General features: G+C 39.2%; 11 protein-coding genes. 6 read left to right on the top strand and 5 right to left on the bottom strand.

Annotated features, from left to right (window positions below):
• Window positions 1-266 precede the first annotated feature (266 nt).
• On the bottom strand, window positions 267-1,850 hold the full coding sequence (locus AC3KZC_RS18025; RefSeq protein WP_490578998.1) for an AbgT family transporter: 1,584 nt from the start codon (window positions 1,848-1,850) through the stop codon (window positions 267-269).
• Between the two features lie 484 nt (window positions 1,851-2,334).
• Window positions 2,335-2,973 carry an MFS transporter gene (locus AC3KZC_RS18020; RefSeq protein ID WP_490578997.1) on the bottom strand — a complete coding sequence of 213 codons (639 nt, stop codon included), beginning with the start codon at window positions 2,971-2,973 and terminating at the stop codon, window positions 2,335-2,337.
• Window positions 2,974-3,162: 189 nt separating this feature from the next.
• Between AC3KZC_RS18020 and AC3KZC_RS18015 the strand changes: the two genes are divergently transcribed.
• On the top strand, window positions 3,163-3,996 hold the full coding sequence (locus tag AC3KZC_RS18015) for a hypothetical protein (RefSeq protein ID WP_490578996.1): 834 nt from the start codon (window positions 3,163-3,165) through the stop codon (window positions 3,994-3,996).
• 92 nt (window positions 3,997-4,088) lie between these two features.
• Complete coding sequence (locus tag AC3KZC_RS18010; RefSeq protein WP_490578995.1) at window positions 4,089-5,177, top strand: helix-turn-helix domain-containing protein; 1,089 nt, start codon at window positions 4,089-4,091, stop codon at window positions 5,175-5,177.
• Between the two features lie 332 nt (window positions 5,178-5,509).
• Here the strand turns inward: AC3KZC_RS18010 and AC3KZC_RS18005 are convergent, their stop codons facing one another.
• Together AC3KZC_RS18005 and AC3KZC_RS18000 are read right to left on the bottom strand one after the other, a co-directional pair.
• The gene (locus AC3KZC_RS18005) at window positions 5,510-7,522 is read right to left on the bottom strand and encodes a methyl-accepting chemotaxis protein (RefSeq protein ID WP_490578994.1); all 2,013 of its coding nucleotides are present in this window, start codon (window positions 7,520-7,522) and stop codon (window positions 5,510-5,512) included.
• 180 nt (window positions 7,523-7,702) lie between these two features.
• The gene (locus AC3KZC_RS18000; RefSeq protein WP_490578993.1) at window positions 7,703-9,310 is read right to left on the bottom strand and encodes an NAD(P)/FAD-dependent oxidoreductase; all 1,608 of its coding nucleotides are present in this window, start codon (window positions 9,308-9,310) and stop codon (window positions 7,703-7,705) included.
• Window positions 9,311-9,531: 221 nt separating this feature from the next.
• On the opposite strand from AC3KZC_RS18000, the gene fdxA reads away from it, so the two are divergent.
• Complete coding sequence (fdxA, locus tag AC3KZC_RS17995) at window positions 9,532-9,855, top strand: ferredoxin FdxA (RefSeq protein ID WP_490578992.1); 324 nt, start codon at window positions 9,532-9,534, stop codon at window positions 9,853-9,855.
• 103 nt (window positions 9,856-9,958) lie between these two features.
• On the opposite strand, the gene AC3KZC_RS17990 is transcribed toward fdxA, so the two are convergent.
• Window positions 9,959-10,699, bottom strand: a complete 741-nt coding sequence (locus tag AC3KZC_RS17990) for a TrmH family RNA methyltransferase (protein WP_490578991.1) — start codon at window positions 10,697-10,699, stop codon at window positions 9,959-9,961.
• A 227-nt stretch (window positions 10,700-10,926) separates the two neighbouring features.
• On the opposite strand from AC3KZC_RS17990, the gene AC3KZC_RS17985 reads away from it, so the two are divergent.
• The 3 genes from AC3KZC_RS17985 (at window position 10,927) to AC3KZC_RS17975 (ending at window position 15,448) form a co-directional block, all read left to right on the top strand.
• The gene (locus AC3KZC_RS17985) at window positions 10,927-13,206 is read left to right on the top strand and encodes a TonB-dependent receptor domain-containing protein (protein ID WP_490578990.1); all 2,280 of its coding nucleotides are present in this window, start codon (window positions 10,927-10,929) and stop codon (window positions 13,204-13,206) included.
• Window positions 13,207-13,274: 68 nt separating this feature from the next.
• Window positions 13,275-14,402 (top strand): alkaline phosphatase family protein, encoded by a 1,128-nt coding sequence (locus tag AC3KZC_RS17980; RefSeq protein ID WP_490578989.1) that lies wholly within the window; start codon window positions 13,275-13,277, stop codon window positions 14,400-14,402.
• The gene (locus AC3KZC_RS17975) at window positions 14,402-15,448 is read left to right on the top strand and encodes an alkaline phosphatase D family protein (RefSeq protein WP_490578988.1); all 1,047 of its coding nucleotides are present in this window, start codon (window positions 14,402-14,404) and stop codon (window positions 15,446-15,448) included. The genes AC3KZC_RS17980 and AC3KZC_RS17975 overlap by 1 nt, the downstream gene beginning before the upstream one ends.
• Window positions 15,449-15,536: the final 88 nt, after the last annotated feature.

Genomic DNA, 15,536 nt, shown 5'->3' with positions numbered 1-15,536 from the left:
AGGGTGAAAGATGTTGATAATTTTCTTTTTAGATGGCGTTTAATCAAAAAATCATTCAATGATTGGGTTGATATGTACAGCAAGATTCTATGTTCAGCGATGGTAAGTTGACAACTACTCTTCACACCGCACACTCATGTCGAAGCATCCATCTATTGGTTCAGGTGATGTTTTAAACTGCAAGAAATATACATTGGATATTTTGATTTGAACAATAAAAAAGCCGCACTCTTTAGATGCGCGGCTTTTTTATTAAGTTGTGTTACCTAAGGCTGATAATAGATGGGCGAGTTTGGTCCAACAGGTAAATTAAAGACAAACACCCAAATGTAAAATAGACTGACCCAACCGATAAAGAATACAATACTGTAAGGGAGCATTGTCGCGATTAGTGTGCCAATTCCCATGTCTTTTTTATACTTGGTCGCGACAGCTAATATCAAGCCAAAATAACTCATCATGGGCGTAATCAAGTTTGTCACAGAATCACCAATACGATATGCAGCTTGTATTATTTCGGGGGAATACCCTATTAGCATTAACATAGGGACAAAAATAGGTGCAGTAATTGCCCATTGAGCAGAGGCTGAACCTAGGCTTAAATTCACAACAGCACACATTAATATAAATAGAACAAAGACTTCAGGACCTGTTAGTTGTAATGCTTGTAATAGTGCAGCACCATTTACCGCTAAAATAGTGCCTAAGTTAGTCCATTTGAAAAAAGCCACAAATTGCGCTGCAAAAAAGACTAAGACGATATAAACGCCCATCGCACTCATGCTTTTACTCATAGCGTTAATGACATCAACATCATTTCGCATTGTGCCAACTATTTTGCCGTAAACAAAACCTGGGATGGCAAAGGTGATAAAAATAAAAACAACAATGCCTTTCAAAAATGGAGAGTTCGCAACTGTTCCCTCAACAGGATGGCGCAATATGCCATCATCAGGCACGATGGTCAGTGCTAGCAGTCCTAACATCGCAAAAAGTGCAAGGCCTGCGTATTTAAGTCCCTTACGCTCTAAATCGGTAATTGCAGATATTTGGTTATCATCAAGATCGGTTGAAGCTTCTTTGGGGTTATAAACCCCTAGCCTAGGTTCAACAATTTTATCTGTTACAAAAGTACCTAAAATAGCAATTACGAACGTTGAGATGATCATAAAGTACCAATTCGCCTCAGGACCAACAATATACGTCGGATCAATCATTTGTGCTGCAGGAGTTGTGATCCCTGCCAAAAGAGGGTCAATCGTACCTAATAATAAGTTGGCAGAATAACCACCTGAAACACCTGCAAATGCAGCCGCTAAGCCAGCAAGAGGATGGCGACCTAAACTATGAAATATCATAGCTGCAAGAGGAATTAAGACTACATAACCAAGTTCAGAAGCGGTATTTGATAAAATAGCAGCAAACACAACCATAAAAGTAACTAAGCGTTTTGAGGCTCCCATCACCATGCCACGCATCGCAGCAGATAAAAGTCCAGAGTGCTCAGCAACACTTACCCCTAATAAAGCGACAAGTACAGTACCAAGAGGAGCAAAATTAGTGAAGTTTGTGACAAGTCCTGTCACTATTTTTTGTAACCCTTCAGCGCTGAGTAAACTGACTACTTCGATAATGCCATCGGCTTCACGCCCTGGTGTACCAACTGGCCTAGGATCAAGCGCTGTTAACCCAAACCAAGATGCAACTCCACTAAATAGAATGATTGCTACGCTGAATAAAGCAAATAAGGTGATAGGGTGAGGAAGTAGATTTCCCAGAAATTCAACCGTTGATAAAAAGCGGTTAAACCAATTAGATTTATTATGATCGAGCTGTTTCGATTGAGACATAGAGCGGCCAATTAACAAAAAATTGACGAAACCTAACATTAGCAAATCATTAGGTCATATTTATTTCGATAAGATGACAAACCAAAGCGATGAAAAACTAATTTTTAAGTAAAGTTTAGTTTTAGCACCTTGACTGTTAACATACTTTAGGACGTGTTGACCTTTCGTGATTGATTGCTCTGTATGTTTGGTAATTTAGGCAAGGTAGAGCCTATGTAGTGCGGTGCCCCCATAAAGAGGCGATAACGCAGTATAAACTCTAAACATACACTGCCTAAACGGTTCTTCTTAAGGGCGATTAACGCTTTGTTGCCCACACGGATGTAGGTAAGGGGCGTTAGCAGGACGCGGAAGCTTTGCTCGACTTTTACTTAGCCCACTAGGATGCAACCCTCGCGCCGCGATTAAATCGCCCCTAGATTGAACAAATTTCAATCCACAAAGTTCAACATGCCCTAATGTCTATTAGTAAAAATTGTGCCGATTATTCAATTCGATAACGAGTTAACGCAAATGAAAAATATAAAATACTGGCAAACATAATGACGTAGGGCATGCCGTCAGTACCCAGCTTTTCCATTGAAAATCCAATTGCAATAATACCGAGTGTGCCACCAATACTTTCCATCAATGAATAGCCCGCATTGGCGGCAACTGATTCATCATCATCGGGATAACGCTCACCTACGAGCGCAAGTGAAACAGAATAAATACCAGCTATGACGCCTCCCCAAATAAATGCTAATACCCATGCTTGTACTGGGGTATAAATGGCGATTGGTAGATAAACAGCGCACACCATACTGGCAAAGGAGCACCAAACGATAAAATATCTTCTATCAAAATAGTCAGATAACCATGCAATAGGTACTTCTAAGATAAGAGAACCAATCATAAATGAGGTTAGTAATAAGCTAGCATCGTGAAGAGTTAACCCATTTTTCATGCCATAAATTGCTAAAAATGCACCGGCACCAAATTGAGATACTCCAGCCATCGCAATTGAGAACATAGCTCCTTTACAATTGACAATGGTGTGCCAGATTTTAGCTGTACCAGTAAAACCTACTTTTGGAATGACTTGAAATAATAAGATAGTGGGTAAAAGAGCCAGAGCACTCATTTTAGCCTCGACCACAAGCCTTGTTGCTTCCAAGTATTTGCTTTTAGCGATGAGAAACATAAATCATTAATAGGTAAAATTACTCAATAGCATCAATAGTAGATATATTGTCAATTTCTATAGCGATTCATATTTGACCACTTGGTTATTGCAATACTTGGTGCACCTGTTAAGTAACACGTTAAGATCATGAAAATATTCCCACTATTTATAACACTCAGTTTTGCCTTATTCAGCGGCCAAATATTGGCCACAGTTGGTAATAATGACGCTTTGATTAACTTATCTACTCACCAAAAAATGTGTGAGATAAATTTAGCCCCTGCAAACATAAATGGGCTTACGTTTAATCTCATTGTTGACCAACCAAGTTCAGTTATTCAAACCGGATTTGCAGCGCAAGGCGCAGTTGCAAAACATTATACTCAGAATCAGCAATTTAGCGCTCAAGCATTTGGTGATCCAAGTCATCAAGCAAGTCAGGGGCATTATTCATATCATCGCCTTAGTGCAAATAAAGCCGTAGAGCAAGCCGTCGATTTTGAAAAAGGCGCTTATGTTACCTATTACACTTTTAACACTATAAATTCAGGTTATTACCAACAAACATTTTCGGGTGGTGAAACCGTGATAAACGGTCTGTTCACAACCGTTAATTCAGATACACAAGGTCTAGCGCCTAGCACTATCGCAGGCTTGAACATTGCTTTAACCATAGCTGAAACACAATCACAATTACCTGGAGGTTACCCAACATCGGGTGTCGTGGTGCAAACTTACGCTCAGGATAATACTTATAAAGCAAAAGGAATTGGGCTAGGCAATATTGACTCTGTTGGTACTTATCAATATCAGCGCTTGTCGGCAAATACAGCTGTTGAAACAGCAGTTCAAACCTCTGATTTTTTTACGTTGCCATATACCATGGTTTACACCTTTGAAAATGAGTATTCAGGCACTTGGTATCAAAATTTTGCAGGTGGCACTATCATTTTTAAAGGCACATTCAGTGTCTTTAAATAATGATATTTGAATGAGTTATGATTTTTTAAACTATCACAAGAGTCTGGCTGAGGTTAGACTCTGGTTAATTTATTTATTAATTGGATGAGTGAATGGAAGCCTATAAAGCATGGTTTATTTTGTATTTCACCTTAGGTGTATGGACTTGCTTCACATTGGCTTTTTATAAGCAGGGAAGTACGCAATTTAAGTTTCTAATGTCATTTCTGATTTTCTTATTACTCACACCTGCAATAGACGCTTATAGCCAGCTTATCCTCACAGCTCCGATTCATTGGTTGTACCAATGTAGAATTAATCTAACTTGGGTGTATGGGCCAATTATGTTCCTGTTGGTACAAACTGTACTACTTAAACCGATTACTAAGTTGTCCATCGCAGCACATCTAAGTCCTTATTTTTTATTGTGTTTAGGGCAAATCACTGGCGAGTTATTTACCTCAATGTGGATAGTACCTGTGCTTTTTTTTCAGGTATTTAGTTATTTAATCTACAGTGGATATTTACTCTTACAACATCAATATAAAATTAAAAACCTTGTCACGCAGCACAGTAATAACTGTTATTACTGGATGCTTTACCTTATTGTAGGCCTTGTTGTGGCGATGAGTGTTGATCTTGTCATCATTAGCTTATTAGTTAAACAAGTCAGCCTAAGCAGTGAATTACTAAATATTTATGCGTCGTTACTGGGTTTATTTATCTGTATCATTTCCATTTTTTCAGTTACACAGCCTGCATTTTTAACTCAAAATCTACCGATGCACGATACTCCTTCGCAGTTAGAAAATAGTGAAGCTCAATTGCCAATACGGGAACTGTGCTTGAGCCAAACACTCGTGATTACATTAACTGAGCGGTTACAGCATTTAATTCAAACCGAACACATTCATTTAGACAGCGATATGTCACTGCCAAAGTTAGCTAGCAAATTAGAAATTAGTACACATCAATTATCTGAATTATTAAACGTGCATTTGGGCACTAATTTCTATGATTTTTTAAACCAGCATCGCTTTTTGGTTGCTCAATCGTTATTGAAGAATAAAAATAATGGCTTAACAGTATCCGATATTGTCTACCAAGCAGGGTTTAATAATCGAAGTAGTTTTTACAAAGTCTTTAAACAAAAAACAGGTTTAACCCCAAGCCAATTTAAAAAGCTGCAAAAAATGTACTGAAGTGGAGAGCTGTGAGCATTGAGTTATTTTTATATATAAAAATATAAAGTAACGTTTGCTCGTGGTGGAAAATCATTTCTTGCAGATAGCGTAAATTTATAACTAGTATTGGTGAAGGTTCATCGTAGTGCTTGGTTTACATGACTAGAAAGGTTATGAATATAGAGGTATTTAAAATACTAAATGCTCGCATGTTTTTTTATTGCCAATTAATTGTTAAATCTTCCTTTTTGACACAACTCTGACGGCTGGGTGAGGTTAAAAATGTTTGTTGTCCAATGCCTAAATCCATTTAGGCATTGCGAACTTTATGGGATATAAATTCAAAATAACTAGAGTTTAAAGCGTGCAACTAGTTGTTCAAGCTCAGTAACTTTAGCGTCAAGCTCTCTAGTAGAATCTGAGCCAATTTTAGTTTGAGTAACCGACTCATTTGCGATATCACTAATGGCGGTAATATCACGAGAGATTTCTTGCGTAGCATAAGATTGTTGATCACTGGCTGTTGCAATCGCATGGATCATGGTATTGGCATCGACGGTTCGTTGAACAATTTTGGTTAGCGCATTACCTGCACTGTTAGCTAGTTTAACACCAGCAGATACGAGCTCTGTACCGTCTCCCATTCTTGATACTGCTTGGCGAGTTTCATTTTGAATAGAAGTAATCAAACTGCCTACTTCTTTAGTCGCTTTTGAGGTGCGTTCAGCAAGCCCACGTACTTCATCAGCAACCACAGCAAAACCACGACCTAATTCACCTGCACGCGCCGCTTCAATTGCTGCATTAAGTGCTAAAAGATTAGTTTGCTCAGCTATGTCATTAATTACTTTAATTACATCACCAATTTCTTCACCACGACGGCCTAAGCTGTCAACGGTGTTTGCTGTTTCATTTACCACAGCGGCAATACGATTAATACCATTAACCGTTTCTTGCATAATGCGGCCACCTTCTTGTGCCTCTTCACCTGCCTGTTGCGAGGTTTTAGCCGCATCAGCGCTTTGTGATGCTACTTCTTTTACTGTAATACTCATTTGCTCTACCGCAGCTGCAATTAAATGTGCTTTATCAGCTTGCTCTTGACTGCCTTGCACTACTTTTGCACTGGCTTGTTCTACTTTTATGGTATTAGTTGCAACTTCACTTGCCACTTTTGAGATCCGTTCTATTAACTCTTTTAATGAACGTTGCATTTCATCAATAGAGTCGGATAACCCACCTAGTTCATCATCACGAGTGTCATTGATAAGTGCGCTGCGAAGGTCTCCATCTGCGATTGATTTGGCTTTAAGCGATATAACATCAAGCCGAGACTTAATCATGCTGGAAATTTTCCAAGCGATAGAACTGCCGATTATTAATACAGCAACAGCATTAATTATTAGCCAGAGAATAACGTTATCAACATTGTGGTTAAGGTTTGCGAGCGCAGAATTTGCATCTGTTTCTTCTTCACGGGCAGAATCTTGCAATATCTTTTGTAAGGGAATAACGACATCCACTTCGAGCTTATCAACAGTGGCGATAGCAGCTATTTTTGTTTTTGGATCATAACGGCTAAATACATCTAAAGCAGTATTTTTAATTTGAGAGTAATACTCATCAATTTGTGCAATAGCTGTTAACTCAGCAGGTTTTTGTTCTAGTGGTTTAAGTAAAGTAAAATATTCTTGAAATGAAGTTGAGTCTCCTTTAAATGCTGATTTTGCATCAGGATCACCTGCAATATAGGCATTGAGAGATGACACCATATCACCCGCTTCGTCAACTAACTCTAAATAATACCTAACACCGGGTAAGTCATCGTTTAGTGATTCTTGCAAATTAGTTGTTTTGTAGGCATCACTAAACTCTTCCTCTTTGAGTCTATCGAGTAAATCCTCAAGGGGTTTCCCGACGGTTTTTGTTAATGTACTGATACTCTTGATAGCTTCATGTTCTACCTTTGGCGAGTAGGTCGCAAAGACCTCATTGGTAAGTGCAGTGACATATTTTTGAATCATTTGGTCAATATTGGCCATTTTTTCAATATCTGACTGCTTTGCCGACTCTAAAGGTAAAAGTACGGCAAAAGATTTTTCTAATTTTTTTGCATTTACTTTGAATTCGTCAATTTCCGTTTGATCACCATTTAAATATTTTAAAGCGTTTTCATGGAGTTTATTAATATTTCCTGACACGCTCAAATAAGCCAATACGCCTGGTACATCATCCGTGGCAATTTCTTGCGCTATTTTTGCTGAATTACTTACGATTGACCAAATAATAAAAGCCAACACTAAAGTAACAGCAACAATAGAGCTAAATCCAAGATACAAGGATTGGGACAGTTTTAAGTTCATAATAAGGTTCTCAAAAAGAGTGATTACAAAAGAAACTGTTTAAAGTATGGCTTTGAATGATGAATATACAATTATTGGAGAAGGATTTTTTGATATTTTTACGGTAAGCATTTGGTTTGTAGTGGTAAATCAGGAGCTACTCTCGTAGCTCTGATAAAATAAGCTGGTTATTTTTTTTGGCTATTTTAGTTTTAACATCGATAAGGCAACGGCTTCCGCTACTTTAATGCCATCAATTCCTGCAGATAAAATACCACCAGCATAACCCGCGCCTTCACCTGCAGGGAATAACCCTTTAACATTAATACTTTGATACTCTTTATCGCGTTTGATACAAATGGGTGATGAAGTACGCGTTTCAACACCGGTTAACAAACCATCGTTTGTTGAAAAGCCTTTAATTTGTTTATTAAACGCAGGAATGGCTTCACGGATGGCCGCAATGGCATAAGCAGGTAACACATTAGATAAATCAGTTAAGGTAATGCCTGGGGTATAAGATGGCTGCACATCACCTAATTGCGCAGATGATTGACCCTTTAAGAAATCACCAATTAGCTGTGCAGGGGCATTGTAATCACTGCCACCGAGTGCAAACGCTTGTTTTTCAAGTTTACGCTGTAATTCAATACCGGCAAGTGGGTGGCCTGGGTAGTCTTCATCGGGTGAAATACCCACCACAATAGCACTGTTTGCATTACGTTCATTACGTGAATACTGACTCATGCCATTAGTAACTACTTGGCCAAGCTCTGAGGTTGCCGCAACGACAGTACCTCCAGGGCACATACAAAAACTATAAACAGTTCGACCATTATCACAATGATGTACCAGTTTATAATCAGCTGCGCCTAAAATAGGATTGCCCGCATTATCGCCAAAACGGCACTCATCAATCATTGATTGTTTATGCTCAATGCGAAATCCAACCGAAAAAGGTTTTGCTTCAATATACACATTACGGTTATAGAGCATTTCAAAGGTATCGCGGGCACTGTGGCCAACCGCTAATACCACATGTTTACTGTGTAAGGTTTCACCGTTTGATAATTGTAGTGCGGTGATTTGACCATCGGTAATGACGATGTCATCAACGCGGGTGCTAAAACGGATTTCGCCACCTAAAGCAATAATTTCAGCCCGCATTTTTTCAATCATATTAACCAGTTTAAATGTCCCGATGTGCGGTTTACTAACGTATAAAATTTCATCAGGAGCACCTGCAGCAACAAACTCATTAATAACCTTACGGCCATAATGATTCGGGTCTTTAACTTGGCTATACAGCTTGCCATCAGAAAATGTACCTGCGCCGCCTTCACCAAATTGTACATTGGATTCTGTATCTAAGGTGCCTTTACGCCAAAAACCAAAAGTGTCTTTGGTACGTTCACGTACCGCTTTACCGCGCTCTAAAATAATCGGGTTAAATCCCATTTGAGCAAGCAATAAACCGGCAAATAATCCGCATGGGCCAAATCCAATGACTACTGGGCGCTCGGTCAAGTTTTTTGGCGCTGTGGCGACAAATTTATAGCTGGTATCAGGCGCTGGCTTTACATGTGGGTCTTTGGCAAATTGTTGTAATAATTGCGCTTCACGCTCGACGTTAATATCTAGGGTATAAATCAGTAAAATATTGGTTTTTTTACGGGCATCATAGCCACGTTTAAATACGGTAAAGTCGATAAGCTGTGATGAAGTAATAGCGAGCTTTGATAAAATCGCTTGGGTTAAAGCCGCTTCATCATGATCTAAAGGCAGCTTTATTTCGGTTAAACGTAGCATAATGTCTCTTTTTTAGGTGTCTTAGCCAAATAAGGTATTTAGCTCACAATGGCGTTATTTTACGTGATGTCAGAGGTGGTGTCACACTGGAAACTCATTTTTATAGTCGGTTATTGCTGCTAGATGGTTTTACGTGATTTTAATCGTGTCTTAATATTGTATTTTTGGTTTGGATCAGTATGATCACCCGCTGTTCGAATTTTAGTGAAGGCAAACAAAACATGGCATTTGTAGTGGGCGACAATTGTATTAAGTGTAAGTACACCGATTGTGTTGCTGTGTGTCCTGTTGATGCGTTTTTTGAAGGTCCGAACTTTTTAGCGATAAGCCCGATTATTTGTATTGATTGTGGTTTATGTGAACCTGAATGCCCTGCAGAGGCAATTTTTCAAGAAGATGCTTTGCCTGCTGAACAGCATCAATATCTTGAACTTAATGCTGAATTGGCTGAAATCTGGCCTAACATTACCCAAGTCAAAGCACCACCAGCCGATGCGGATGACTGGAATGGCGTAAAAGATAAACTCAAATACATAGAAACCTGATTATTGTTTATAAATACAAGCAATAACGACTTTGCACCTTTATCCAAAAAAATAGCATTCAACAAGAAAGCACCAAGGCACTTTTTATCTCGCTATAACGCTCTTAATTAACTGATTGGCCTCGGCGGATATTATCTAAAATAATACCCGTTGCCATGGCGACATTAAGCGATTCGGCTAGGCCAAAAGCAGGTATGGTAATTTTATGGGTAACATGTTGACCAGCTAATGGGCGAATACCATGCGATTCACTGCCCATCAAAAGAATACCTTCTTTAGCAAAAGAAACCTGATGCACATTGTCGCCTCCTAAATATGCGCCATAAATAGGGAGTGCGGCCTTACTCAAATAATCATCTAAATCAACTTGGCTGACATGAACGCGGCTGAATGATCCCATTGTTGCACTAATGGTTTTTGGATTATAAGGGTCGGCGCAGTCATCACTTGCAATAATATGTGTGATGCCATACCAGTCGGCTACACGAATAATAGTACCTAAATTTCCCGGATCTGAAACACCATCTAAAGCAAGCATCATCCCTTGAGGTGCTGGCACGGTTATTTGCTTCATTTTTACGATAGCTAATGCGGCATTGTTACTAATGAGCGTGCTTGCTTTTTCAAGTTGTTCTTCATCGGTTTCAATTACAGAGTGATTTTTTAGTGCGTCGCTATGTTCGGTAATAAACGAGTGGGTTGCAAAAATCTGGTCTACGTCAAAGTCGCTTTCGAGTAATTCAACCACGTTCTTTTCACCTTGCACCAAAAAAAGTTGATGTTGCTTGCGGTATTTTTTTTGGTTTAGGGCACGGATTAGTTTGAGTTGGTTTTTTGAGATCATGGTTGGTTTCCAAATAAATGCGCCCGCATTATAGCAATAAAAATTAAGCAGCATAATAGGCAAGCGTGATTGTTTGCTTTATCTGGGTGATTGGTATGCTTGTGCGAAAAGTAGAGTTATTAACCTAATTGTAAAGTAAGCGTCATCTTAGGGTCATCGAGTCATCCTAGTCTTTGCGCCAATAAAAACAATTAGTTAAAACTCTAACTTTCAAAAGGAAATTTCAAATGGCTCGTTCGCCAATCCCTAAACGTCTTGCATTAGCAGTGTCAATGATTTTGAGCTCACAGACAGCTGTTGCTGATCAAACTAAAGAAATTGAAGAAGTCTCGGTGGTCGCAAAAAAAATCTCCTACACCAATCATGTTATTGACTCTGCAATGACCGCGCAGCAAAACTCGATTAATAGCGTGTTATCGGTGATTGATAATTTACCTGGGATTAGTATTAACGAAGGCGATGCGTTTGGTGGTGATGATTGGTCTACATCGATCACAATGCGAGGTTTTTCAATTGATGGTAACCAGCAACAATTAGGGATGACGGTTGATGGTATTCCAAATGGTGGTTCAAATTATGGTGGCGGCGCAAAAGCAAACCGTTATCTTGAGAGTGAAAATATGGCAACGGTCGAAGTGGGCCAAGGCACATCTGATCTAGCGTCAGCTTCTCTTGAAGCGTTAGGTGGTACGTTTAATTTTGTTAGTAAAGACCCTTCCGTTCAAGCGGCTACCATGCTTGCTTATACGCGTGGCGATCATAATGCTGCACGTTATTTTGTGCGACAAGAAACGGGTGAGATAATGGGCCATACCCGTGCTTATTTTAGTTATTCACAAACGGATACCAATCGTTGGATTGGCGATGGTAACAATGGTGGCAGCGATAAACAGCATGCCGAGGCGAAGTTTGTATCTGATTTTTCAACATTTACCCTAACTGGGCGTATATCTTACGATGATGTGGCAGAAGATAACTATAACTCAGTTTCAATTGCGCAGTTTAAACAAACGCCTGATTGGGATCAACTGACGTGGAATTGGACTGGTATTCCTCATTTTGACCAAATGTTTGCCGAAGGTTGGTCAACATTACGTGAAAATACATTAGGTTATTTAAAGTTTGAATTTGCACTTGCTGGCAGTAGTAGCCTTAATATCACTCCGTATTTTCATAAAAATAAAGGTCGTGGAGATTGGATCCCGCCTTATTTAGTGAATGCGGTTGATGCCAAGGGGAATCCAACAACGCAAGGTGGCAGTGTGGCAGCCAAATATAGCTTTACTGACACCGCAGGAAAGCCACTAGTGCCAAACGTTGGCTGTACAACAGAATATAGCTGGCCTTGGGGCTCAGGTAACTTGTTACATCCTAGCTGTTATGCCGACGATGCTGTGCCTGTGATGTCATATCGCCATACTCATTATAAGAAAGAGCGTGCTGGCTTATTAGCAGATTACCAAGTAACGCTTGATAATCATGATATTAAAGTTGGGTTTTGGTATGAAGATGATGAGCGTACAGAATCACGAGATTGGCATAAAGTAGTTGATGCACGTGTGTATCATCATTTTGATCAGACCCCGTATTGGACACAATATAAAAATGTATTTAATACTGAAACATTAAAATTATATGCCCAAGATAGCATTCATTTAGATGCAATAACGTTAAACATTGGCGCTCAAAAGTACCTTGTTGATTTAGAGAAAGAAGATAAATTTACCAACCGTCTGTCGGCAAAAGTAAACAGTGACTCTGATTTACTGTGGAGTTTAGGTGGCCTTTATCAGGTTAATAACGAAATCGAAATTTTTGCAGGTTTTAGCGAAAACTTTGCTGCAATCAAAAATGAAGTATTAGAAAGAGATGCCTCATCTTTAACTGATATTGCTCCCGAAACGGCTAAAAATATTGATTTAGGTTTGCGTTTTAATAATGACATTTGGCAGTTATCAGGCACCGTTTACAATATCGAGTTTGATAACCGTATCACATTTATTGCACCAGACAGCGACACTGGTGGCATTGATTACACGGTTGGCACTAATGGAAGTTACATCAATGTGGGTGGTATTGAGTCAAAAGGGTTTGAACTCAGTGCACGTTACCAATACAACCCTAATCTAAGTGTTTACTCGTCTTATACTAACAATGATTCAACCTATGTAGGTAATGCACCTGGCTTTAAATCAGGCGATAAAGTAATAGATTCAGTCGATGATATGTTTGTTGTATCAAGTGATTATACCCATGGCGGTGTACGTTTTGGTCTGTCAGCTAAATATACAGGTGAGCGCAGTGAAGCAGATGCGTACACCATCGTTGATATTAATATTGGTTACAGCAAAGCACTGAATGATGGTGTCTTTAACGAGGTTGATATTGCTTTTGTTGTAAATAACATACTTGATAAACGTTATTTATCAACAGGTACAGGCACAGGAAATACTTTCTTTATTGGTGGGCCACGCACTGCAACATTAACCTTTAGTGCACACTTTTAATCTCTTCAATTTTTCATTTATCACATATCAACCTGCCAATTAACATTGGCAGGTTTTAGGACTTTAGTATGTTAAAACACCTAATCTGGATCAGTGCATTACTTGCTATAAGCAAGGTACATGCAGAAAAAAATGTGATTGTTATCACGCTCGATGGCGTCCGCTGGCAAGAGGTATTTAAAGGCGCGGATGCAACATTAATTAACAACAAAGATTTTGTGCGCGATATTGAAAAAACAACCGCTCAATATTGGGATGAAAACTCAACAATCAGGCGTGAAAAGTTAATGCCTTTTTTTTGGCAATACATTGCCCAACAGGGCGTTATGCTCGGTAATCGCGATAATGGGTCGTATATGTCAATTGCTAACAAATGGCATTTTTCATATCCAGGATACAGTGAAATTTTTACCGGTATCGTTGATGACAGTATCAATAGTAACAAAAAAATCCAAAATCCAAATCAAACCTATCTTGAATGGTTAAATGCAAAAGAAAAATATCAGCACAAAGTAGCTCTTTTTGGTGGTTGGGATGTATTTCCATACATTATTAACACTGAGCGTAGTGGGGTGTATGTCAATGCGGGTTTTATGCCCGAAACCCAAGTAACAACGCCAGAAATAACCTTGTTGAATCAATTGCAAACTGAAATACCAAGCCCTTGGCATAATGTGCGACTTGATGGTTTTACGTATCGATTTGCTAAAGCGTATTTACTAGATAAACAGCCAAAAACGATGGTAATTTCATTAGGTGAAACGGATGATTTTGCGCACGATGGCCACTACGATCAATATCTTGATGCTGCTAAACGTTCTGATGCCTTCATTGCGGATCTTTGGCAGACCTTACAAAATCATCCTCATTATAAAGATAATACCGTTTTGATTGTGACCACCGATCATGGCCGAGGCAGTCATGCGAGTGATTGGCAGCATCATGCATCAAAAACAGCGGTACAAGGTTACATGAAAGATTTAAAGCATTTCGAAAATGGTATTGAAGGTTCGGAGCATATTTGGCTGGTGGCGCTTGGTCTTGATGGTGTCAGTGCTGGCGAAAAAACAACAAAAGTCGAGTTACAACAAAAACAAATCGCAGCAACCGTGCTGACGTTATTAGGTGAAGATCCCGCCCAGTTTAACCCGAATATGGGTAGCGTGATTAACGAAATGCTAGTGCAGGATAAATAATGAAAAAAATAATAGCCATTATGGCTGCCAGTTTACTGAGTTTAAACGGTCATGCCGCCAATCAAAAAATTCTATTTGGCTCGTGTGCACATCAAGATAAACCAATGCCAATCTTGGGCCAAGTGGCCAAAGAGCAGGGCGATGTGTTCATTTTCTTAGGGGATAACATTTATGGTGATACCGAAGATATGAACTTAATGGCCGCAAAATATCAACAATTAGCCAATAATCCAGACTTTAAAACGCTCAAGCAAAGTACCCCGCTTATTGCAGTGTGGGATGACCATGATTTTGGTCAAAATGATGCCGGCGCCCAATACCCGATGAAAGAGCAAAGCCGTAAGCTGATGCTCGATTTTTGGCAAGAGCCAAAAGATTCAGCCCGTTATGCCCAAAAAGATGGGATCTACACCAGTTATTTTTATGGTGACGAAGCCAATAAAGTCCATATTATCTTGCCTGATTTACGTTTTAATCGCAGCCCATTGACTCAAGTCAGTGAGCAAGAATATCAAACCAAGCGCGAACCCAATAATATGGGGCCTTACAGTCCAAACGCTGAACCAAGTGCATCAATGTTAGGCGAAAATCAGTGGCAATGGCTCGAACATGAGTTGCAAAAACCAGCTAAATTAAAAATTATTGCGTCAAGTTTGCAGTTATTACCTGAATTTACTGGCTGGGAGTCATGGGCTAATTACCCCAATGATCGCGATCGTTTATTGAAGCTTATTAAACACTATCAGGTTAATGGCGTGATGATTATCAGTGGTGATACGCATTGGGGCGAACTCAGTCGTTTTAGCAACAATTTAGATTACCCTCTTTATGAAATGACCAGCTCAGGCATTACTCAAGAATGGAAAGCAATCAGCCCAAATCAACATCGAGTGGGTGATCCAACCTCCGAATTGAACTACGGACAGCTTGAGATAGATTGGCAGCAAACAGATCCAACCATTGAATTTTTATTAAAACGTCAAGATGGCACTGAAATTATTAAGCAATCGTTAACGCTATCATCAATTAGCCCTTACAAAAAATAGCTATTTTTAGGTTAAATAAACGAAACGTTCGTTTATTTAACCTTTATTAAAATGCCAGTCTGATTTTAAAATTATTAACTATATGATA

It is taken from the genome of Pseudoalteromonas sp. J2K-J031, assembly GCF_058197095.2.
The sequence above is the reverse complement of the archived record's forward strand: the minus strand, read 5'-3'. Positions and strand labels throughout refer to the sequence as shown.